General features: G+C 63.7%; 24 protein-coding genes. 14 read left to right on the top strand and 10 right to left on the bottom strand.

All coding sequences use genetic code 11. The features are described 5' to 3' along the window. Positions 1 to 32: 32 nt before the first annotated feature. The 6 genes from pmbA (at position 33) to HU772_RS20070 (ending at position 5,283) form a co-directional block, all read left to right on the top strand. Complete coding sequence (pmbA, locus tag HU772_RS20095) at positions 33 to 1,379, top strand: metalloprotease PmbA (protein ID WP_186658064.1); 1,347 nt, start codon at positions 33 to 35, stop codon at positions 1,377 to 1,379. 125 nt (positions 1,380 to 1,504) lie between these two features. Continuing rightward, positions 1,505 to 1,909, top strand: coding sequence for a FagA protein (locus tag HU772_RS20090; protein ID WP_186658067.1), 405 nt, complete (start codon positions 1,505 to 1,507; stop codon positions 1,907 to 1,909). Next, complete coding sequence (locus HU772_RS20085) at positions 1,902 to 3,278, top strand: class II fumarate hydratase (protein WP_186658071.1); 1,377 nt, start codon at positions 1,902 to 1,904, stop codon at positions 3,276 to 3,278. The genes HU772_RS20090 and HU772_RS20085 overlap by 8 nt, the downstream gene beginning before the upstream one ends. A gap of 25 nt (positions 3,279 to 3,303) precedes the next feature. Beyond that, positions 3,304 to 3,765, top strand: coding sequence for a DUF2753 family protein (locus tag HU772_RS20080; protein ID WP_186658074.1), 462 nt, complete (start codon positions 3,304 to 3,306; stop codon positions 3,763 to 3,765). A 1-nt stretch (position 3,766) separates the two neighbouring features. After that, positions 3,767 to 4,378: a superoxide dismutase gene (locus HU772_RS20075; protein ID WP_186658077.1), complete on the top strand. Its 612-nt coding sequence runs from the start codon at positions 3,767 to 3,769 to the stop codon at positions 4,376 to 4,378. Between the two features lie 11 nt (positions 4,379 to 4,389). Beyond that, positions 4,390 to 5,283, top strand: a complete 894-nt coding sequence (locus HU772_RS20070; protein ID WP_186658635.1) for a ZIP family metal transporter — start codon at positions 4,390 to 4,392, stop codon at positions 5,281 to 5,283. 120 nt (positions 5,284 to 5,403) lie between these two features. Here HU772_RS20070 and HU772_RS20065 read toward each other — a convergent pair whose 3' ends face one another. The 10 genes from HU772_RS20065 to HU772_RS20020 all read right to left on the bottom strand — a co-directional run bounded on the left by HU772_RS20065 (position 5,404) and on the right by HU772_RS20020 (position 12,405). Further along, a complete protein-coding gene (locus HU772_RS20065; protein WP_096048637.1) occupies positions 5,404 to 5,676 on the bottom strand; it encodes an HPr family phosphocarrier protein in 273 nt (90 codons plus the stop codon). 22 nt (positions 5,677 to 5,698) lie between these two features. Next, positions 5,699 to 6,553 (bottom strand): RNase adapter RapZ, encoded by an 855-nt coding sequence (gene rapZ, locus HU772_RS20060; protein ID WP_186658080.1) that lies wholly within the window; start codon positions 6,551 to 6,553, stop codon positions 5,699 to 5,701. A gap of 2 nt (positions 6,554 to 6,555) precedes the next feature. Beyond that, positions 6,556 to 7,020, bottom strand: a complete 465-nt coding sequence (gene ptsN, locus HU772_RS20055; RefSeq protein ID WP_186658083.1) for a PTS IIA-like nitrogen regulatory protein PtsN — start codon at positions 7,018 to 7,020, stop codon at positions 6,556 to 6,558. 12 nt (positions 7,021 to 7,032) lie between these two features. Next, positions 7,033 to 7,341, bottom strand: coding sequence for a ribosome hibernation-promoting factor, HPF/YfiA family (gene hpf, locus HU772_RS20050; RefSeq protein WP_166883684.1), 309 nt, complete (start codon positions 7,339 to 7,341; stop codon positions 7,033 to 7,035). A gap of 78 nt (positions 7,342 to 7,419) precedes the next feature. Then, a complete protein-coding gene (locus tag HU772_RS20045) occupies positions 7,420 to 8,913 on the bottom strand; it encodes an RNA polymerase factor sigma-54 (protein ID WP_186658085.1) in 1,494 nt (497 codons plus the stop codon). Positions 8,914 to 9,087: 174 nt separating this feature from the next. Next, positions 9,088 to 9,813, bottom strand: a complete 726-nt coding sequence (gene lptB, locus HU772_RS20040; RefSeq protein ID WP_186658097.1) for an LPS export ABC transporter ATP-binding protein — start codon at positions 9,811 to 9,813, stop codon at positions 9,088 to 9,090. Next, entirely contained in the window at positions 9,814 to 10,338 is a 525-nt protein-coding gene (gene lptA / locus HU772_RS20035; protein WP_186658107.1) for a lipopolysaccharide transport periplasmic protein LptA, read from the bottom strand. After that, positions 10,325 to 10,897 (bottom strand): LPS export ABC transporter periplasmic protein LptC, encoded by a 573-nt coding sequence (lptC, locus tag HU772_RS20030; RefSeq protein WP_186658109.1) that lies wholly within the window; start codon positions 10,895 to 10,897, stop codon positions 10,325 to 10,327. The genes lptA and lptC overlap by 14 nt, the downstream gene beginning before the upstream one ends. Positions 10,898 to 10,905: 8 nt before the next feature. Further along, positions 10,906 to 11,430 carry a KdsC family phosphatase gene (locus tag HU772_RS20025; RefSeq protein WP_186658111.1) on the bottom strand — a complete coding sequence of 175 codons (525 nt, stop codon included), beginning with the start codon at positions 11,428 to 11,430 and terminating at the stop codon, positions 10,906 to 10,908. Beyond that, complete coding sequence (locus HU772_RS20020; protein ID WP_186658114.1) at positions 11,431 to 12,405, bottom strand: KpsF/GutQ family sugar-phosphate isomerase; 975 nt, start codon at positions 12,403 to 12,405, stop codon at positions 11,431 to 11,433. It lies immediately after the preceding gene. A gap of 244 nt (positions 12,406 to 12,649) precedes the next feature. Here HU772_RS20020 and HU772_RS20015 point away from each other — a divergent pair, with 244 nt between their 5' ends. The 8 genes from HU772_RS20015 to hisG all read left to right on the top strand — a co-directional run bounded on the left by HU772_RS20015 (position 12,650) and on the right by hisG (position 18,071). Continuing rightward, the gene (locus tag HU772_RS20015) at positions 12,650 to 13,459 is read left to right on the top strand and encodes an ATP-binding cassette domain-containing protein (protein WP_186658126.1); all 810 of its coding nucleotides are present in this window, start codon (positions 12,650 to 12,652) and stop codon (positions 13,457 to 13,459) included. Then, a complete protein-coding gene (gene mlaE / locus HU772_RS20010) occupies positions 13,459 to 14,256 on the top strand; it encodes a lipid asymmetry maintenance ABC transporter permease subunit MlaE (RefSeq protein ID WP_186658128.1) in 798 nt (265 codons plus the stop codon). The genes HU772_RS20015 and mlaE overlap by 1 nt, the downstream gene beginning before the upstream one ends. Then, positions 14,256 to 14,741, top strand: a complete 486-nt coding sequence (gene mlaD / locus HU772_RS20005) for an outer membrane lipid asymmetry maintenance protein MlaD (RefSeq protein ID WP_186658131.1) — start codon at positions 14,256 to 14,258, stop codon at positions 14,739 to 14,741. The genes mlaE and mlaD overlap by 1 nt, the downstream gene beginning before the upstream one ends. A gap of 9 nt (positions 14,742 to 14,750) precedes the next feature. Beyond that, positions 14,751 to 15,404, top strand: coding sequence for an MlaC/ttg2D family ABC transporter substrate-binding protein (locus tag HU772_RS20000; protein ID WP_186658134.1), 654 nt, complete (start codon positions 14,751 to 14,753; stop codon positions 15,402 to 15,404). Then, entirely contained in the window at positions 15,401 to 15,703 is a 303-nt protein-coding gene (locus HU772_RS19995) for an STAS domain-containing protein (protein ID WP_186658136.1), read from the top strand. Before HU772_RS20000 ends, HU772_RS19995 begins: the two co-directional genes overlap by 4 nt. Before the next feature lie 118 nt (positions 15,704 to 15,821). Next, positions 15,822 to 16,061: a BolA family protein gene (locus HU772_RS19990; protein ID WP_186658139.1), complete on the top strand. Its 240-nt coding sequence runs from the start codon at positions 15,822 to 15,824 to the stop codon at positions 16,059 to 16,061. Positions 16,062 to 16,084: 23 nt separating this feature from the next. After that, positions 16,085 to 17,350 carry a UDP-N-acetylglucosamine 1-carboxyvinyltransferase gene (gene murA, locus HU772_RS19985; RefSeq protein WP_186658158.1) on the top strand — a complete coding sequence of 422 codons (1,266 nt, stop codon included), beginning with the start codon at positions 16,085 to 16,087 and terminating at the stop codon, positions 17,348 to 17,350. Between the two features lie 85 nt (positions 17,351 to 17,435). After that, positions 17,436 to 18,071, top strand: coding sequence for an ATP phosphoribosyltransferase (gene hisG / locus HU772_RS19980; RefSeq protein WP_186658168.1), 636 nt, complete (start codon positions 17,436 to 17,438; stop codon positions 18,069 to 18,071). Positions 18,072 to 18,109: the final 38 nt, after the last annotated feature.

Raw genomic sequence — 18,109 nt, 5'->3', positions numbered from 1 at the left:
AGCCGTACGCAGAATTTTCAGTGGAGAGAACCATGAGTGCAGTCCAGAGCGTAGGCCCCAAGGACCTGCCGGCGTTGCAGGAACAGGTCGAGGCGATCGTCGCCGAGGCGCGCCGCCAGGGCGCCAGCGCCTGCGAAGTGGCGGTGTCGCTGGAGCAGGGCCTGTCCACCACGGTGCGCCAGCGTGAAGTCGAGACGGTCGAGTTCAATCGCGATCAGGGCTTCGGCATCACCCTGTACGTTGGCCAGCGCAAAGGCTCGGCCAGCACCTCGGCCAGCGGCCCTGATGCCATTCGTGAAACCGTCGCCGCGGCCCTGGCGATTGCCAAACACACCTCCGAGGACGAGTGCTCGGGCCTTGCCGATGCGGCGCTGATGGCCCGTGAAATCCCCGACCTGGACCTGTACCACGACTGGGATGTCGAGCCGGAGAAGGCCATCGAGATGGCGCTGGCCTGCGAAGCCGCAGCGTTCGACGCCGACACGCGCATTCGCAATGCCGACGGCACCACCCTCAACACCCACCAGGGCGTGCGGGTATATGGCAATAGCCACGGTTTCATCGGCGGCTACGCCTCCACTCGGCACAGCCTGAGCTGCGTGATGATCGCCGAGGCCGACGGGCAGATGCAGCGCGACTACTGGTATGACGTCAACCGCCAGGGCGGCTTGCTGGCGGATCCGCGCAGCATTGGCCAGCGCGCCGCGCAGCGTGCCGCCAGCCGCCTGGGCGCGCGCCCGGTGCCAACCTGCGAGGTGCCGGTGCTGTTCTCGGCGGAGCTGGCCGGGGGGCTGTTCGGCAGTTTCCTCTCGGCGATTTCCGGCGGCAATCTGTACCGCAAATCGTCGTTCCTCGAAGGCACCCTCGGCCAGCGCCTGTTCCCCACCTGGCTGAGCCTCGACGAGCGCCCGCACATCCCGCGCGCGCTGGGCAGTGCGGCATTCGATGGTGACGGCCTGGCGACCTATGCCAAGCCGTTCGTCGACAAGGGTGAGCTGGTGTCCTATATCCTCGGCACCTACTCGGGGCGCAAGCTGCAGTTGCCCAGCACCGCCAACGCCGGGGGCGTGCACAACCTGTTCGTCACCCATGGCGTGGAAGACCAGGCCGCGCTGATCCGGCGCATGGGCCGTGGCCTGCTGGTCACTGAGCTGATGGGGCACGGCCTGAACATGGTCACCGGGGATTATTCCCGTGGCGCCGCAGGTTTCTGGGTGGAAAACGGCGAGATCCAGTTCCCGGTCCAGGAAGTGACCATCGCCGGCAATATGAAAGACATGTTCCAGCAAATCGTAGCGATTGGCAGCGATATCGAGACCCGCAGCAACATCCATAGCGGCTCGGTGCTGATCGAGCGGATGACGGTGGCAGGCAGCTGACCGACGTTCATTCAGGGTGTGCAAGCAACCCGGCCATCGCGCCGGGTTTTTATTTGCCCTTCGTCTACCTTGAACTGATTCTAATTATCAACTAATAATGAATATCATTATCCAGTAACCCGGCGATGATGTTCATGAAACCTGTCCTCCACGAACTGCCCTACCTGGAAAACTGGCGCTGGCTCAGCCGCCGCATCCGCTGCGCGCTCGAGCCTGACGAGCCGCGCTTGATCGACCACTACCTGGCCGAGGGGCGTTACCTGGTGTGCTGCACCGAAACCTCGCCCTGGACGGTCGCCATGACCGCCTTCCGCCTGCTGCTGGATACCGCCAACGACCGCATGCTGCCCTGGCATTGGCGCTGCCTGTGCCTGGACCAGGCCTGGCGGCCCTTGCTTGACCTGCGCAACCTCGACCGCTGCGAACACAACCAGCGCTGGCAACCCTATGCGATGCAGCTCGCCAACTGCGTGCTGCTGCCGTCGATTTCTCCCGAAGAACTGATGCAAGGACTTGAAGAAGATGAGTGATACCCGTATCGAGCGCGACAGCATGGGCGAACTGCAGGTACCGGCCCAGGCCCTGTACGGCGCCCAGACCCAGCGCGCGGTCGACAACTTCCCGGTCAGCGGCCAGCCGATGCCGGCCCAGTTCATTCGCGCCCTGCTGCTGGCCAAGGCCGCCGCGGCCAAGGCCAACGTCGAACTGGCGCAACTGAGCGCGGGGCAGGGCGAGGCGATCGTCAAGGCGGTGGATCAACTGCTGGCCGAAGACTTCATCCGCCACTTCCCGGTGGATGTGTTCCAGACCGGTTCCGGCACCAGTTCCAACATGAACGCCAATGAGGTGATCGCCACCCTGGCCAGCCGCGTGCTGGGCGAGCCGGTCAATGCCAACGACCACGTCAACTGTGGCCAGAGCAGCAACGACATCATCCCGACCACCATTCACGTCAGCGCCGCCCTGGCCCTGCACGAGCAATTGCTGCCGGCCTTGGGTCACCTGACCCAGGTGATCGAAGCCAAGGCCATCGAGGTACACAAGTACGTTAAGACCGGCCGCACCCACCTGATGGATGCCATGCCCGTGCGCATGAGCCAGGTGCTCGGTGGCTGGGCCGCGCAGATCAAAGGCGCCCAGGCGCATCTGCAGGCCACCTTGCCGAGCCTGCAGGCGCTGGCCCAGGGCGGTACCGCGGTCGGCACCGGGATCAACGCCCACCCGCAGTTCGCGGCCGGCTTCGCCCGCCAGCTCAGCGGCCTGACCGGCGTCACCTTCACCCCCGGTGACAACCTGTTTGCCCTGATCGGCTCGCAGGACACCGCCGTGGCCCTGTCCGGCCAGCTCAAGACCACCGCCGTGGCGCTGATGAAGATCGCCAACGACCTGCGCTGGATGAACTCCGGCCCGCTGGCCGGCCTCGGCGAGATCGAGCTGCAAGGCTTGCAACCGGGCTCCTCGATCATGCCGGGCAAGGTCAACCCGGTGATTCCGGAGGCCACTGCCATGGTCGCCGCGCAGGTGATCGGCAACGACGCCACCATTGCCGTTGCTGGCCAGTCGGGCAACTTCGAGCTGAACGTGATGCTGCCGGTGATCGCCCGCAACCTGCTGGAGAGCATCGAGCTGATGGCCAATGTCAGCCGGCTGTTGGCCGACAAGGCCATCGCCAGCTTCAAGGTCAACGAAGGCAAGCTCAAGGAAGCGTTGTCGCGCAACCCGATCCTGGTGACCGCGCTCAACCCGATCATCGGTTACCTCAAGGCCGCCGAGATCGCCAAGACCGCCTACAAGCAGGGGCGCCCGATCATCGAGGTAGCGCTGGAGCACACCGACCTGTCGCGTGACCAGCTCGAGGCGCTGCTGGATCCGGAAAAACTCACCGCCGGCGGCATCTGAGCCCGGGCCGCCCAGGAGGCATGTCATGCAGCACTGGAAACGCACCACGCAAAATGCCAATCGCCTGTTCGAACAGGGCGAGCTGGTCGACGCCCGCGAGCACTACCTGCAAGCGCTGGCCTTGGCCCAGGTGTTGTTCGAGCGCTGGCATGACGTCGACGAAGCGGTGGCCGCACTGGTCGTCGCCCACCACAACCTGGCCGACCTGCACCTGCGCCTGAACCAACCCCACGAAAGCGCCGACTACCTGTGCGCCGCCCATCAGCGGCTATTGCAGGCCAGCCAGGACGCGCGTCTGCCCCAGGCGCTGCGTGACGCCGCGTTGCGCCACAGCGCGCGGACCTACACCGAGTTGCTGAGTTTCATCGCCGAATATGGCCAATACCCGCGTACCGAACGCCTGCTCAATCGCCAGGCGCCGGCGGCCAGCGAGCTGGCCGTGCACGCGGATATCACTGATCGCACACCTGCCTACGGAATCCACTGATATGCCGCATACCTTGCCTGCGTTGCCCTATGCCTACGATGCACTGGAACCGCACATCGACACCCAGACCATGGAGATCCACCACAGCAAGCACCACCAGACCTACATCAACAACCTCAATGCCGCCATCGATGGCACCGAGTGGGCCGAATGGCCTGTTGAGCAGTTGGTCGGCGCCGTCCGGCAGCTGCCCGAGAAGCTGCAGGGCGCGGTGATCAATCAAGGGGGCGGGCACGCCAACCACACCCTGTTCTGGACCGTGATGTCGCCCAAGGGCGGCGGCCAGCCCGAGGGCGAGGTAGCCAAGGCCATCGCTGCCCAGCTCGGCGGCTTCGAGGCCTTCAAGGAGGCGTTCACCAAGGCCGCGCTGAGCCGTTTCGGCAGCGGCTGGGCCTGGCTCAGCGTCACCCCGGACAAACACCTGGTGGTGGAGAGCAGTGGCAACCAGGACAGCCCGCTGATGCATGGCAACACCCCCATCCTCGGCCTGGACGTGTGGGAGCATGCCTACTACCTGAAGTACCAGAACCGTCGTCCGGAATACATCGGTGCCTTCTACAACGTGGTCGACTGGGCCGAAGTGGAACGTCGCTACCTTGAAGCCCTGAAGTGAGTCTGGCCGGCATGCGCTCCGAGGTGATGTCTGTCAGCAGTGTGCGCCTGTTCCGCCTGGCGCTGGGGACCTTGCTGTTGCTGGTCGGCACCGCGTTGCTGGTAGCGCGTGGCATCGCCTGGCTGGACCTGGAGCCGCGCATGCTGCGGGCCCTCGAAGGGGGCGCCTTGTGCGCGCTGGGGACGGCCTTGGGCGCGGTACCGGTGCTGGTGATCCGCAACATGCCGGTGGCGGTTGCCGACACCTTGCTCGGTTTTGGTGCCGGGGTGATGCTGGCGGCCACGGCGTTCTCGTTGATCATCCCGGGGCTGGATGCCGCGCAATCCATCGGCTTCAGCCCTTGGGGCGCCGGTGGCGTCATCAGCGCCGGTCTGCTGTTTGGCGCGCTGTGCCTGTTTCTGGTCGATCTCAAGGTCTCTGGCGCCTCGCCGGAGGCTTTGGTCGGCAACGATCAGCAGCCAGTGATCGCTGCACGGATCTGGTTGTTTGTGATCGCCATCATTGCCCACAACATCCCCGAAGGGATGGCCATCGGCGTGTCCGCAGGGGGCGGCATGCCCGATGCCGATAGCCTGGCCATGGGTATCGCGCTGCAGGATGTGCCGGAGGGGCTGGTGATCGCACTGGTGTTGGCCGGGGCGGGGATGCCGCGGTTCAAGGCGTTTCTGATCGACGCCGCGTCGGGGCTGGTCGAGCCGTTGGCCGCGGTGATCTGCGCCTGGTTGGTCAACATCGCCGAACTGCTGTTGCCGTTGGGTTTGGCCTGCGCGGCGGGAGCGATGCTGCTGGTGGTGACCCAGGAGATCATCCCCGAGTCACGCAGCAATGGGCATCACCGCCTGGCGAGCCTGGGGCTGTGTGTCGGGTTCTGCTTGATGATGGTGATGGATACGGCGATGTCCTGAGGCCACACGGCCCCTGTAGCCCCGGCAATCGCGCAGTTGTGCTGAAGTCCCGGGGCCGCTACGCAGCCCTTTCGCGACACAAGGCCGCTCCTACACGAAGCGCGCAGTTGCTTGCGGCGTTCACTCGCCTTCGTCGAAGAAGTTCTCGATCAACGCGACCAGTGCATCCATGGCTTCAGCGTCCTGCTCGCCCTCGGTGTGCAGGTGCACCGGCGTGCCCTTGCCGGCGGCGAGCATCATCACCGCCATGATGCTCTTGCCATCCACCAGCTTGTCCGGTGCGCGGCCCACCCGTACCTGGCAGGGGAAGCGTCCGGCCACGCCGACGAACTTGGCGGCTGCCCGGGCGTGCAGGCCCAGCTTGTTGATGATGGTGATTTCGCGGGCGGGCATCGTGGGGCGGATATCCTGTGGGCTAGAGGTCGCGGTGACGGACCTGGACGTTTTTCAGGGATTGCTGGAGCAACTGGCCAAGCCGCTCGGTGATGTAAACCGAACGGTGATGGCCGCCGGTGCAACCGATGGCGATGGTGACATAGGCGCGATTGCTGGCGGCGAAGCGCGGCAGCCACTTGAGCAGGTAGCTGGAGATATCCTGGAACATCTCCTCGACGTCCGGCTGGGCTGCCAGGTAGTCGATCACCGGCTGTTCGAGGCCGGAATGCTCGCGAAGTTCCGGCTTCCAGTACGGGTTGGGCAGGCAGCGCACGTCGAACACCAGGTCGGCGTCCACCGGCATGCCGCGCTTGAAACCGAACGACTCGACCAGGAAAGCGGTACCTGGCTCGGGTTGGTTGAGCAGGCGCAGCTTGATCGAATCGCGCAGCTGGTAGAGGTTCAGGCTGGTGGTGTCGATCTTGAGGTCGGCCAGGTCGGCGATCGGCCCCAACAGTTCGCTTTCGACGCGGATGGCTTCGGCCAGCGAGCGGCTGTCGTTGGTCAGCGGATGGCGCCGGCGGGTTTCCGAGAAGCGCTTGAGCAGGGTTTCTTCGTCGGCGTCCAGGTACAGCACATCACACTGGATGTGTCGTGCGCGCGCCTCTTGCAGCAGTTCCGGAAAACGCGACAGGTGGCTGGGCAGGTTGCGTGCGTCGATGGACACGGCGACCTTGGGCTGCAGCAGCTCGGTATTGATCAGGGCGTTTTCCGCCAACTGCGGCAACAGGCCCGCGGGCAGGTTGTCGATGCAGTAGTAGCCGTTGTCTTCCAGCACGTCGAGGGCGGTGCTCTTGCCGGAGCCGGAGCGGCCGCTGACGATGATCAGGCGCATGTTCAGTGCTCGTTCTGTACGTCCAGGACAACCTGGTACAGGGTCTCGCTGCTGTCGGCGGCACGCAGGCGATCGCGAACCTCCTTGCGATCGAGCATGCTGGCGATCTGGCGCAGCAGTTCCAGGTGCGCATCGGTGGCGGCTTCCGGGACCAGCAGGACGAACAGCAGGTCGACCGGGGCGCCGTCGATGGCATCGTAATCGATGGGGGCATCCAGGTGCAGCAGGGCGCTGACTGGCGCCACGCAACCTTCGAGCCGGCAGTGGGGAATGGCGATGCCATTGCCAAAACCGGTGGATCCCAGTTTCTCGCGAGCGATGAGCTTGTCGAAGACGTCCTGCATCTCCAGCTCGGGGACTTGCTCGGCGATCAGGTTGGCGACCTTTTCCAGGGCGCGCTTTTTACTGCCGCCCGGCACGTTCACGAGGGAACGGCCGGGGGTCAGGATGGTTTCAAGTCGGATCATGGATGAGGGGTATCAGCGGGCGGCCGCACCTTGCAGCAGGCTTTGCTGTTTTTCCTTGTGTTTTTTCAGTTGGCGGTCGAGCTTGTCAGCCAGGGCGTCGATCGCGGCATACATGTCTTGGTGTTCGGCATTGGCGACCACTTCGCCACCGGGAATCTGGAGTGTGGCTTCAATCTTCTGCTGCAGCTTCTCGACTTTCATGATCACCGTCGCGTTGGTGATCTTGTCGAAATGACCCTCCACGCGGGCGAGCTTCTCGAGCACGTAATCGCGCAGTGGCTGGGTGACTTCTACATGCTGTCCACTGATGTTGACTTGCATACAGCTTCTCCTTTGTTGCCCGTGCATAAAGAGGCAGGTCTTGCACCTGCCACTGAAACGCGGTGGCACATCCCGGGGCTACATCAGTCGCTTGCGCTCGCTCGAGGGGGCGATCCCCAACGACTCGCGGTACTTGGCGACGGTGCGACGGGCTACCTGGATGCCTTGTGCCTCCAGTAAACCAGCGATCTTGCTGTCACTCAATGGCTTTTTCTGATTTTCCGCCGCCACCAGTTTCTTGATGATCGCGCGAATCGCCGTGGACGAGCATTCGCCGCCTTCGGCGGTGCTCACATGGCTCGAGAAAAAGTATTTCAGTTCGTAGATGCCACGCGGGGTGTGCATGTATTTCTGCGTGGTCACCCGGGAAATGGTCGACTCGTGCATGCCTACCGCCTCGGCGATGTCGTGCAGCACCAGTGGCTTCATGGCCTCGTCGCCGTGGTCGAGGAAGCCGCGCTGGTGCTCGACGATCTGCGTCGCCACCTTCATCAGCGTTTCGTTGCGGCTCTGCAGGCTCTTGATGAACCAGCGCGCCTCCTGCAGCTGGTTGCGCATGAAGGTGTTGTCGGCGCTGGTGTCGGCGCGGCGCACGAAGCCGGCATACTGCGGGTTGACGCGCAGGCGCGGCACGGCCTCCTGGTTGAGCTCGACCAGCCAGCGTTCGCTGTCCTTGCGCACGATCACGTCGGGCACCACATACTCGGGCTCGCTGGACTCGATCTGTGAGCCGGGGCGCGGGTTCAGGGTCTGTACGAGCTCGATGACCTGGCGCAGCTCGTCTTCCTTGAGCTTCATGCGCCGCATCAGCTGGCTGTAGTCGCGGCTGCCGAGCAGGTCGATGAAGTCGGTGACCAGGCGCTGGGCCTCGCTCATCCACGGCGTCGAGGCCGGCAGTTGACGCAATTGCAGCAGCAGGCACTCACCCAAGGAGCGGGCGCCGATACCGGCGGGCTCGAACTGCTGGATGCGGTGCAGCACCGCCTCGACCTCGTCCAGCTCGATGTCGAGCTCTGGGTCGAAGCCTGCGCAGATCTCCTCGAGGGTGTCTTCCAGGTAGCCCTGTTCGTTGATGCTGTCGATCAGGGTGACCGCGATCAGGCGGTCGGTGTCGGACATCGGCGCCAGGTTGAGTTGCCAGAGCAGGTGGCTTTGCAGGCTCTCGCCCACCGAGGTGCGGGTGGTGAAGTCCCACTCGTCGTCATCGTTGCTGGGCAGGCTGCTGGCGCTGGTCTGGTAGATGTCTTCCCAGGCGGTGTCGACCGGCAGTTCGTTGGGAATGCGTTCGGCCCATTCGCCGTCTTCCTGGCTCTCGGCGTTGGCGCTCGGCTCCTGGAAGCTGTTGTCCTGGACTTCGGCGACCGGTTTGCTCTCGGCGTTGTCCGCCATCGGGTCGCTGTTGTCGAAATCGTCGCCGTCTTCCTGACGTTCGAGCATCGGATTGGATTCCAGCGCTTCCTGGATTTCCTGCTGGAGGTCCAGGGTGGAGAGCTGGAGCAGACGGATGGCCTGTTGCAACTGCGGGGTCATCGTCAGTTGCTGGCCCATTTTTAGGACGAGCGATGGTTTCATGGCAGGGGCTTAATACCTTGTTTGCCGGCGCGCATGCGCCATCCACTACACGTAGGGCGCGTGGGCGCCGAATTTAAGCAAGTTATATGCCTGAAATTGCAGCGTTTGCCTAGAGCACTGTAACAACTTAAGCCTCGATCAGGCTTGTGCGCCAGTGCTCCGGGCAGACCGGGGTCAGAGTCGGAACTCGTGCCCCAGGTACACTTCCTTGACCAGCTGGTTGGCCAGGATGGTCTCGGCATCGCCTTCGGCGATCAGTTGGCCATCGTTGACGATGTAGGCGGTCTCGCAGATGTCCAGGGTCTCGCGAACGTTGTGGTCGGTGATCAGTACACCGATGCCCTTGTTCTTGAGGTGGTGGATGATCTGCTTGATGTCGCCGACGGAGATCGGGTCGACACCGGCGAAGGGTTCGTCCAGCAGGATGAACTTGGGCGCGGTGGCCAGGGCACGGGCAATTTCGACCCGGCGGCGTTCACCACCGGACAGGCTCATGCCCAGGTTGTCGCGAATGTGGCTGATGTGGAATTCCTGCAGCAGGCTTTCCAGTTCCTTGCGCCGGCCCTCGCGGTCGAGGTCCTTGCGGGTCTCGAGGATCGCCATGATGTTGTCGGCCACCGACAGCTTGCGGAAGATCGAGGCTTCCTGCGGCAGATAGCCGATGCCGGCCTGTGCGCGGCCGTGCATGGGCTGGTGGCTGACGTCGAGGTTGTCGATCAGGACGCGGCCCTGATCGGCCTGGACCAGGCCGACGATCATGTAGAAGCAGGTGGTCTTGCCGGCGCCGTTGGGGCCGAGCAGGCCGACGATCTGGCCGCTGTCGATGGACAGGCTGACGTCGCGCACGACTTGCCGGCCTTTGTAGCTCTTGGCCAGGTGCTGGGCTTTGAGGGTTGCCATTTACTCGGCCTTTTTCTTCGGTTGAATGACCATGTCGATACGCTGACGCGGTGCAGTCACGTTGCCGCCACGACCGGCGGTCGCCACCTGGGACTTGGTGTTGTAGACGATCTTCTCGCCTTCGGTGGTGTTGCCTTCGTTCTCGACCTTGGCGCGGTCGGTCAGGATTACCGTGTCCTTCTGCGCCTGGTACTGGATGGTCACGGCCCAGCCTTTCATCTTGTCCGGCTTGGCGGCGCTCTGCTGCTGCTCGAAGTAGGCCAGGTTGCCCACCGAGGTGACCACGTCGATGTCGCCGTTGGCGGCACGGGTCATGGTCACGGTGTTGCCTTTGATCATCATCGAGCCTTGGGTGATGATCACGTCGCCGGTGTAGGTGGCAACGCCCTGTTTGTCGTCCAGGTGGGCGTTGTCCGCCTGGATGCGGATCGGCTGGTCACGGTCGTTCGGCAGGGCGAAGGCGCTCGCGCTTCCCAGTGCTACGCCCAGGCTGAGCAGAAGGGGGATGGTTTTAACGAGCCTCATACTGTCCTCTTACGTTAGAGAGCAGGTCCATCCTGCCTTCTTTCAAATACGCTTTCATTCCTTTGCCCGTAGTTGTGCCACCGGCGCCGTCGATTCTAACGGCTTGCTCGGTCTGCGCATATTGCTTCTGCGGGAACACGGTCATGCGTGTGCTGGTGATGATGGTTTCGCGTTGCTTCTCGTCGGTGCGCGCCACGCGCACATCGTCGATCAGTTCCACCTCGCTGCCGTCCGGGTTGACCTCGGCGCGCTTGCTCTGCACGTGCCACGGGTACTCGGTGCCACGGTACATGTGCAGGTCGGGCGTGGTCACCAGGGTGACCTCGCTGGCCTTCAGGTGCTCGACCTTGGCGGCGGTCATTTCGTACTGCAGCTTGCCATCGGGCAGGAACTGCAGGCTGTGGGCGTTGATGGCGTAGTAGTCGATGGCGCTTTCGTCGACCTGTGCCGTGGGCTGGTCGAGGAAGCTCTCGGGGCTGATGTTCCAGTAGCCGACCGCTGCCAGTACGGCGGCGATCACGCCAAGCAGCGCAAAATTGCGAACCTTCTTGCTGAACATGGGGGGCCTTACAGGTAGTTGGCGTTGGCAGCGTCCAGGGTGTCCTGGGCCTGCATGATCAGTTCGCAGAATTCGCGGGCGGCGCCTTCGCCGCCGCGTGCCTGCGTCACACCGTGGGCGTGCTGGCGCACGAACGGCGCGGCATTGTGCACGGCCATGCCCAGGCCCACGCGGCGGATGACCGGCAGGTCGGGCAGGTCGTCGCCCAGGTAGGCGACCTGTTCATAGCTTAGATTGAGTTCGGCGAGCAGGCCGTCGAGCACCACCAGTTTATCCTCGCGGCCCTGGAACAGGTGCGGGATGCCGAGGTTCTTGGCCCGGCGCTCGACCACTGGGGTCTTGCGCCCGCTGATGATCGCGGTGGTCACGCCCGAGGCCATGAGCATCTTGATGCCCTGGCCGTCGAGGGTGTTGAAGGTCTTGAACTCGCTGCCATCCTCGAGGAAATACAGGCGCCCGTCGGTGAGCACGCCATCGACGTCGAACACCGCCAGTTTGATGGCCTTGCCGCGTTGCATCAGGTCCTGGTTCATTTACATCACTCCGGCGCGCAGCAGGTCGTGCATGTTCAGGGCGCCGGTCGGGCGGTCGTCCTGATCGACGACCACCAGCGCGCTGATCTTGTGGTCTTCCATGATCTTCAGTGCCTCGGCGGCGAGCATCTCGGCGCGGGCGGTCTTGCCGTGCACGGTCATGACCTCGTCGATGAGCGTCTTGTGCACGTCGATGTTGCGATCCAGGCTGCGGCGCAGGTCGCCATCGGTGAACACGCCGGCCAGCTTGTCGTCGTTGCCCAGGACCACGGTCATGCCCAGGCCTTTGCGAGACATTTCCAGCAGCGCGTCCTTGAGCAGGGTGCCGGTCCTGACCACTGGCAATTCGTCGCCGGCGTGCATGACGTTTTCGACCTTCAGCAACAGGCGACGGCCCAGCGCGCCACCGGGGTGGGAGAACGCGAAGTCCTCGGCGGTGAAACCGCGAGCCTCGAGCAGGGCGATGGCCAGGGCATCGCCCAGTGCCAGCGCCGCGGTGGTCGAGGAGGTTGGCGCCAGGTTGAGCGGGCAGGCTTCCTGGGCGACGCTGGCGTCGAGGTTGACCTCGGCGGCCTGGGCCAGGGGCGAGTCCGGATTGCCGGTCAGGCTGATCATCTGGATGCCCAGGCGCTTGATCAGCGGCAGCAGGGTGACGATCTCGGCGGTGCTGCCGGAATTGGACAGGGCCAGAATGACATCGTCACGGGTGATCATGCCCATGTCGCCATGGCTGGCCTCGGCCGGATGCACGAAGAACGCCGGGGTGCCGGTGCTGGCCAGGGTGGCGGCAATCTTGTTGCCGATGTGCCCCGACTTGCCCATGCCCACCACCACGACCCGGCCCTTGCTGGCCAGGATCAGCTCGCAAGCTTTGACGAAATCGCCGTCGATGCGGGCCAGCAGGGCCTCCACGGCCTCGACTTCGAGGCGCAGGGTGCGCTGGGCGGATTGGATCAGCTCGCTGGATTGGGTCATGTCGGAACGCAATGCCTGATGAAAAGGCGGCGATTATAGCCGCAATGTGTGAAACGCTCATCCATCGAATGTCATATGTCTGTCGTGCCAGCCTGTCTATGCCCTGAACGAGTCGGGTGATGGCCTTGGGGCGGGCCTATCAGCGGTGCTATAGTTCGCCGCTATTCGGCCTGCCACAGGCGCGTGTGCCTTCCTGACGAAGGCCGGCGTCAACTAGGCGAGGCTGCACTAGCAAGGAGTCTAGATGAGTGTGGATAGCGCCTGTGCGGTCGAGTTGAAGGGCGTCACCTTCAAGCGCGGTTCGCGCAGCATTTTCAGCAACGTGGACATTCGTATTCCCCGCGGCAAGGTCACCGGCATCATGGGGCCTTCGGGGTGTGGCAAAACCACCCTGCTGCGCCTGATGGGCGCGCAGTTGCGCCCGTCCAGCGGTGAAGTCTGGGTCAACGGCCAGAACCTGCCGGCGCTTTCGCGCAGCGACCTGTTCGATGCGCGCAAGCAGATGGGCGTCCTGTTCCAGAGTGGTGCATTGTTCACCGACCTCGATGTCTTCGAGAACGTCGCCTTCCCCTTGCGCGTGCATACGCAGCTGTCGGACGAGATGATCCGCGACATCGTGCTCATGAAGCTGCAGGCCGTGGGCCTGCGTGGCGCCATCGACCTGATGCCCGACGAGCTGTCCGGTGGCATGAAGCGCCGCGTGGCATTGGCCCGGGCGATTGCGCTGGATCCGCAGATCCTCATGTATGACGAGCCGTTCGTCGGCCAGGACCCGATCGCCATGGGCGTGCTGGTGCGCCTGATCCGCCTGCTCAACGATGCCCTGGGCATCACCAGCATCGTGGTTTCCCACGACCTGGCGGAAACCGCCAGCATCGCCGACTACATCTATGTGGTGGGTGATGGCCAGGTGCTGGGGCAGGGCACGCCGGCCGAGCTGATGGGCTCGGACAACCCGCGCATCCGCCAGTTCATGAAGGGCGACCCGGACGGTCCGGTACCTTTCCATTTCCCTGCGCCTGACTACCGCGCCGATCTGCTGGGGACGCGTTGATGCGCAGAAAATCCTTACTCGAACGTATCCGCCTGTTTGGCCGCTCGGCCATCGATGTGCTGGCCGTGCTGGGGCGCTCCTGCCTGTTCCTCGGGCACGCGCTGATTGGTCGCGGCGGCATCGGCGGCAGCTTCCAGTTGCTGGTCAAGCAGCTGTATTCGGTCGGCGTGCTGTCGCTGGCGATCATCGTCGTGTCCGGTGTGTTCATCGGCATGGTGCTGGCCCTGCAGGGCTACAGCATTCTCACCAAGTACGGCTCGGAGCAGGCCGTGGGGCAAATGGTCGCCCTGACCCTGCTGCGCGAACTGGGCCCGGTGGTTACCGCCTTGCTGTTCGCCGGGCGCGCGGGTTCCGCGCTGACCGCCGAGATCGGCAACATGAAATCCACCGAGCAGCTGTCCAGCCTCGAGATGATCGGCGTCGACCCGCTCAAGTACATCGTCGCCCCGCGCCTGTGGGCCGGCTTCATCTCGCTGCCGCTGCTGGCGCTGATCTTCAGTGTGGTCGGCATCTGGGGTGGTTCGTGGGTCGCCGTGGACTGGCTGGGTGTCTATGAGGGCTCGTTCTGGGCCAACATGCAGAACAGTGTTTCTTTCAGCGACGACGTGATCAACGGCTTGATCAAGAGCCTGGTGTTCGCCTTCGTCGTGACCTGGATCGCCGTATTCCAGGGGTATGACTGTGAGCCCACCTCAGAGGGGATCAGCCGTGCCACCACCAAGACCGTGGTCTATGCCTCGTTGGCAGTCCTGGGTCTGGACTTTATTCTGACCGCCTTGATGTTTGGAGATTTCTGATGCAAAACCGCACCCTGGAAATCGGTGTCGGCCTGTTCCTCCTGGCCGGGATCCTGGCGCTGCTGCTGCTGGCCCTGCGTGTCAGCGGGCTGTCGGCCAGCCCGAGCAGCGACACGTACAAAGTTTACGCCTACTTCGACAATATCGCCGGTTTGACGGTCAGAGCTAAAGTGACCATGGCCGGTGTGACCATCGGCAAGGTCACGGCCATCGATCTGGACCGTGATTCGTACACTGGTCGGGTAACGCTGCAACTGGACAAGAGCGTCGACAACCTGCCGACCGACTCCACGGCCTCGATCCTGACCGCTGGCCTGCTGGGCGAGAAGTACATCGGCATCAGCGTGGGCGGTGAAGACGCGGTGCTCAAGGATGGCAGCACCATCCACGACACCCAGTCGGCGCTGGTGCTGGAAGATCTGATTGGCAAGTTCCTGCTCAATACAGTGGGCAAGGAACCGAAAGAAGCGCAACCGGCTAACTAAGGAGTTTCCATGATTTCGATCCTGCGACGTGGCTTGCTGGTCTTGCTGGCGGCCTTCCCCCTGCTGGCCCTGGCGGCGCCAGGGCAATCCGCCCGCGACGTGATCCAGGGCACCACCACCCAGTTGCTCAGCGACCTGAAGGCCAACAAGGCGCAGTACAAGGCCAACCCCGAGGCGTTCTACAACGCCCTGAACGACAACCTCGGGCCGGTGGTCGATGCCGATGGCATTTCCAAGAGCATCATGACCGTCAAGTACTCGCGCAAGGCGACGCCTGAGCAGATGCAGCGCTTCCAGGAAAACTTCAAGCGCAGCCTGATGCAGTTCTATGGCAATGCCTTGCTGGAGTACAACAACCAGGGCATCACCGTCGACCCGGCGCGCGCCGAGGACGGCGACCGCACCAGCGTCGGCATGAAGATCACCGGCAACAACGGCGCGGTCTACCCGGTGCAGTACACCATGCAGAAGCTCGATGGCCAGTGGAAAGTGCGCAACGTCATCGTCAACGGCATCAATATCGGCAAGCTGTTCCGCGACCAGTTCCAGGATGCCATGCAGCGCAACGGCAACAACCTGGACAAGACCATCGACGGCTGGGCCGGCGAAGTGGCGAAGGCCAAGGCCACCGCCGACAGCTCGCCGGATAAGGAAGTCAAATGAGCGACGCCGCCGTGAGCATGGCCGAGCCGGGGATACTCGCCCTGGCCGGCGTGCTGGACTACCGCAGCGGCCCGGCCCTGCGCAAGCAGGGCAAGGCGTTGATCGCCGCGAGCCGCGAGTCGCGCCTGGTGCTCGATTGCACCGCGGTGGTCAAGTCGAGCAGTGTCGGCCTGTCGCTGCTGCTGGCGTTCATGCGTGATGCCCAGGCGGCTGGCAAGGCCTGGGAGCTGCGCGGGATCCCCGACGACATGCGGGAAATCGCCGAGGTCTACGACCTCGCTGAAGTACTGGCAGGCTGATGGCCTGGGCCAAGGTGAAAGCCCCTCGGTCAGCGAGCCCGCGCATGGGCTTCGCAGGCGAGGGGCTTTTTTGTATGATGGCCGACCCGCGCGCGTTGGGCGCCGATCGAGGTTGAGCATGCAGGCCGTAGAAGTTAAAAGCTTTCTGGAAGAAAAAATGCCGGGAACCCGGGTTGAAGTTGAAGGCGAAGGCTGCAACTTCCAGTTGAACGTGATCAGCGACGAGCTGGCGGGCCAGAGCCCGGTCAAGCGTCAGCAGGCGATCTATGCTCACCTCAATCCCTGGATCGCCGACGGCAGCATCCACGCGGTAACCATGAAATTCTTCAGCAGCGCAGCCTGGGCTGAGCGCACCTGAGCCAACTTGGCGGCGAGATACGTATGGACAAACTGATTATCACTGGCGGCCCGCGCCTCGACGGCGAGATCCGCATTTCCGGCGCGAAGAACGCGGCCCTGCCGATTCTCTCGGCCACCCTGCTGGCCGATGGCCCGGTCACGGTCGGTAACCTGCCGCACCTGCACGACATCACCACCATGATCGAGCTGTTCGGGCGCATGGGCATCGAGCCTGTGATCGACGAAAAGCTCTCGGTGGAAATTGATCCGCGCACCATCAAGACCCTGGTCGCTCCGTACGAGCTGGTCAAGACCATGCGCGCCTCGATCCTGGTGCTCGGGCCGATGGTCGCTCGTTTCGGCGAGGCCGAAGTGGCCCTGCCCGGCGGTTGCGCCATTGGCTCGCGCCCGGTCGACCTGCACATCCGTGGCCTGGAAGCCATGGGCGCGAAGATCGAAGTCGAAGGCGGCTACATCAAGGCCAAGGCGCCTGAAGGCGGCCTGCGCGGCGCGCACTTCTTCTTCGACACCGTCAGTGTCACCGGTACCGAGAACATCATGATGGCCGCCGCCCTGGCCAAGGGGCGCAGCGTGCTGCAAAACGCCGCCCGCGAGCCGGAGGTGGTCGATCTGGCCAACTTCATCAACGCCATGGGCGGCAAGGTCCAGGGCGCCGGCACCGATACCATCACCATCGATGGCGTCGAGCGCCTGGGTTCGGCCACCTACCGTGTCATGCCCGACCGCATCGAGACCGGCACCTACCTGGTTGCCGCTGCCGTGACCGGTGGTCGCGTCAAGGTCAAGGACACCGATCCGACCATTCTTGAAGCGGTCCTCGAGAAGCTCAAGGAAGCCGGCGCCGACATCACCACCGGTGAAGACTGGATCGAGTTGGACATGCACGGCAAGCGTCCTAAGGCCGTGAACCTGCGCACCGCGCCGTACCCGGCGTTCCCGACCGACATGCAGGCGCAGTTCATCTCGCTGAACGCCATCGGCGAAGGCACTGGCGCGGTGATCGAGACCATCTTCGAAAACCGCTTCATGCACGTGTACGAGATGCACCGCATGGGCGCGCAGATCCAGGTCGAAGGCAACACCGCCATCGTCACTGGCGTCGACAAGCTCAAGGGCGCCCCGGTGATGGCCACCGACCTGCGCGCTTCCGCCAGCCTGGTGCTGTCGGCGCTGGTTGCCGAGGGTGATACCCTGATCGACCGCATCTACCACATCGACCGTGGTTACGAGTGCATCGAGGAAAAACTGCAGATGCTGGGCGCGAAGATCCGTCGCGTGCCGGGCTAGTCTGCATGGCGCAGGGACGCGCCCCGAATTTTATGCGGCCGGGCTGTGCCCGGCTGGCTATAGCTGCTTAAGGACCGACGTTCCAATGTTGACCATCGCGCTATCCAAGGGCCGCATTCTCGACGATACCCTGCCGTTGCTGGCCGAAGCCGGTATCGTGCCGACCGAGAATCCGGACAAGAGCCGCAAGCTGATCATTCCCACCACGCAGGACGACGTACGCCTGCTCATCGTGCGTGCCACCGACGTGCCGACCTATGTCGAGCATGGTGCCGCCGACCTTGGGGTGGCTGGCAAGGACGTGCTGATGGAATACGGCGGCCAGGGCCTGTACGAGCCCCTGGACCTGCAGATCGCCCAATGCAAGCTGATGACAGCCGGCGTCACCGGCGCCCCTGAGCCCAAGGGTCGCCTGCGGGTGGCCACCAAGTTCGTCAATGTAGCCAAGCGCTACTATGCCGAGCAGGGCCGCCAGGTCGACATCATCAAGCTGTACGGCTCCATGGAGCTGGCCCCGCTGATCAACCTTGCCGACAAGATCATCGACGTGGTTGACACCGGCAACACCCTGCGTGCCAATGGCCTCGAGCCACAGGAACTGATCGCCACGATCAGCTCGCGCCTGGTGGTCAACAAGGCCTCCATGAAGATGCAGCACGCCCGTATCCAGAATCTGATCGACACCCTGCGCAACGCTGTCGAATCGCGACACCGCGGCTGACTTCTGCGCGCGACCTCCGCTGTCGCGCCCGTCTATCC

The sequence above is a fragment of the Pseudomonas xantholysinigenes genome (assembly GCF_014268885.2).
In the GTDB taxonomy this organism is placed as follows: domain Bacteria; phylum Pseudomonadota; class Gammaproteobacteria; order Pseudomonadales; family Pseudomonadaceae; genus Aquipseudomonas; species Aquipseudomonas xantholysinigenes.
This window is presented reverse-complemented; position numbering and strand designations above follow the sequence as displayed.

Coding starts and splice junctions, on each gene's coding strand:
- HU772_RS20015 (WP_186658126.1), top strand. CDS start 12,650: ATGAGTGTGGATAGCGCCTGTGCGGTCGAGTTGAAGGGCGTCACCTTC.
- HU772_RS20075 (WP_186658077.1), top strand. CDS start 3,767: ATGCCGCATACCTTGCCTGCGTTGCCCTATGCCTACGATGCACTGGAA.
- ptsN (WP_186658083.1), bottom strand. CDS start 7,020: ATGATCCGACTTGAAACCATCCTGACCCCCGGCCGTTCCCTCGTGAAC.
- mlaE (WP_186658128.1), top strand. CDS start 13,459: ATGCGCAGAAAATCCTTACTCGAACGTATCCGCCTGTTTGGCCGCTCG.
- HU772_RS20045 (WP_186658085.1), bottom strand. CDS start 8,913: ATGAAACCATCGCTCGTCCTAAAAATGGGCCAGCAACTGACGATGACC.
- HU772_RS20090 (WP_186658067.1), top strand. CDS start 1,505: ATGATGTTCATGAAACCTGTCCTCCACGAACTGCCCTACCTGGAAAAC.
- rapZ (WP_186658080.1), bottom strand. CDS start 6,553: ATGCGCCTGATCATCGTCAGCGGCCGCTCCGGCTCCGGCAAGAGCACC.
- HU772_RS20000 (WP_186658134.1), top strand. CDS start 14,751: ATGATTTCGATCCTGCGACGTGGCTTGCTGGTCTTGCTGGCGGCCTTC.
- HU772_RS20025 (WP_186658111.1), bottom strand. CDS start 11,430: ATGAACCAGGACCTGATGCAACGCGGCAAGGCCATCAAACTGGCGGTG.
- pmbA (WP_186658064.1), top strand. CDS start 33: ATGAGTGCAGTCCAGAGCGTAGGCCCCAAGGACCTGCCGGCGTTGCAG.
- murA (WP_186658158.1), top strand. CDS start 16,085: ATGGACAAACTGATTATCACTGGCGGCCCGCGCCTCGACGGCGAGATC.
- mlaD (WP_186658131.1), top strand. CDS start 14,256: ATGCAAAACCGCACCCTGGAAATCGGTGTCGGCCTGTTCCTCCTGGCC.
- lptC (WP_186658109.1), bottom strand. CDS start 10,897: ATGTTCAGCAAGAAGGTTCGCAATTTTGCGCTGCTTGGCGTGATCGCC.
- HU772_RS20085 (WP_186658071.1), top strand. CDS start 1,902: ATGAGTGATACCCGTATCGAGCGCGACAGCATGGGCGAACTGCAGGTA.
- HU772_RS20070 (WP_186658635.1), top strand. CDS start 4,390: ATGCGCTCCGAGGTGATGTCTGTCAGCAGTGTGCGCCTGTTCCGCCTG.
- HU772_RS19990 (WP_186658139.1), top strand. CDS start 15,822: ATGCAGGCCGTAGAAGTTAAAAGCTTTCTGGAAGAAAAAATGCCGGGA.
- hisG (WP_186658168.1), top strand. CDS start 17,436: ATGTTGACCATCGCGCTATCCAAGGGCCGCATTCTCGACGATACCCTG.
- HU772_RS20020 (WP_186658114.1), bottom strand. CDS start 12,405: ATGACCCAATCCAGCGAGCTGATCCAATCCGCCCAGCGCACCCTGCGC.
- HU772_RS19995 (WP_186658136.1), top strand. CDS start 15,401: ATGAGCGACGCCGCCGTGAGCATGGCCGAGCCGGGGATACTCGCCCTG.
- HU772_RS20080 (WP_186658074.1), top strand. CDS start 3,304: ATGCAGCACTGGAAACGCACCACGCAAAATGCCAATCGCCTGTTCGAA.
- lptB (WP_186658097.1), bottom strand. CDS start 9,813: ATGGCAACCCTCAAAGCCCAGCACCTGGCCAAGAGCTACAAAGGCCGG.
- HU772_RS20065 (WP_096048637.1), bottom strand. CDS start 5,676: ATGCCCGCCCGCGAAATCACCATCATCAACAAGCTGGGCCTGCACGCC.
- hpf (WP_166883684.1), bottom strand. CDS start 7,341: ATGCAAGTCAACATCAGTGGACAGCATGTAGAAGTCACCCAGCCACTG.
- lptA (WP_186658107.1), bottom strand. CDS start 10,338: ATGAGGCTCGTTAAAACCATCCCCCTTCTGCTCAGCCTGGGCGTAGCA.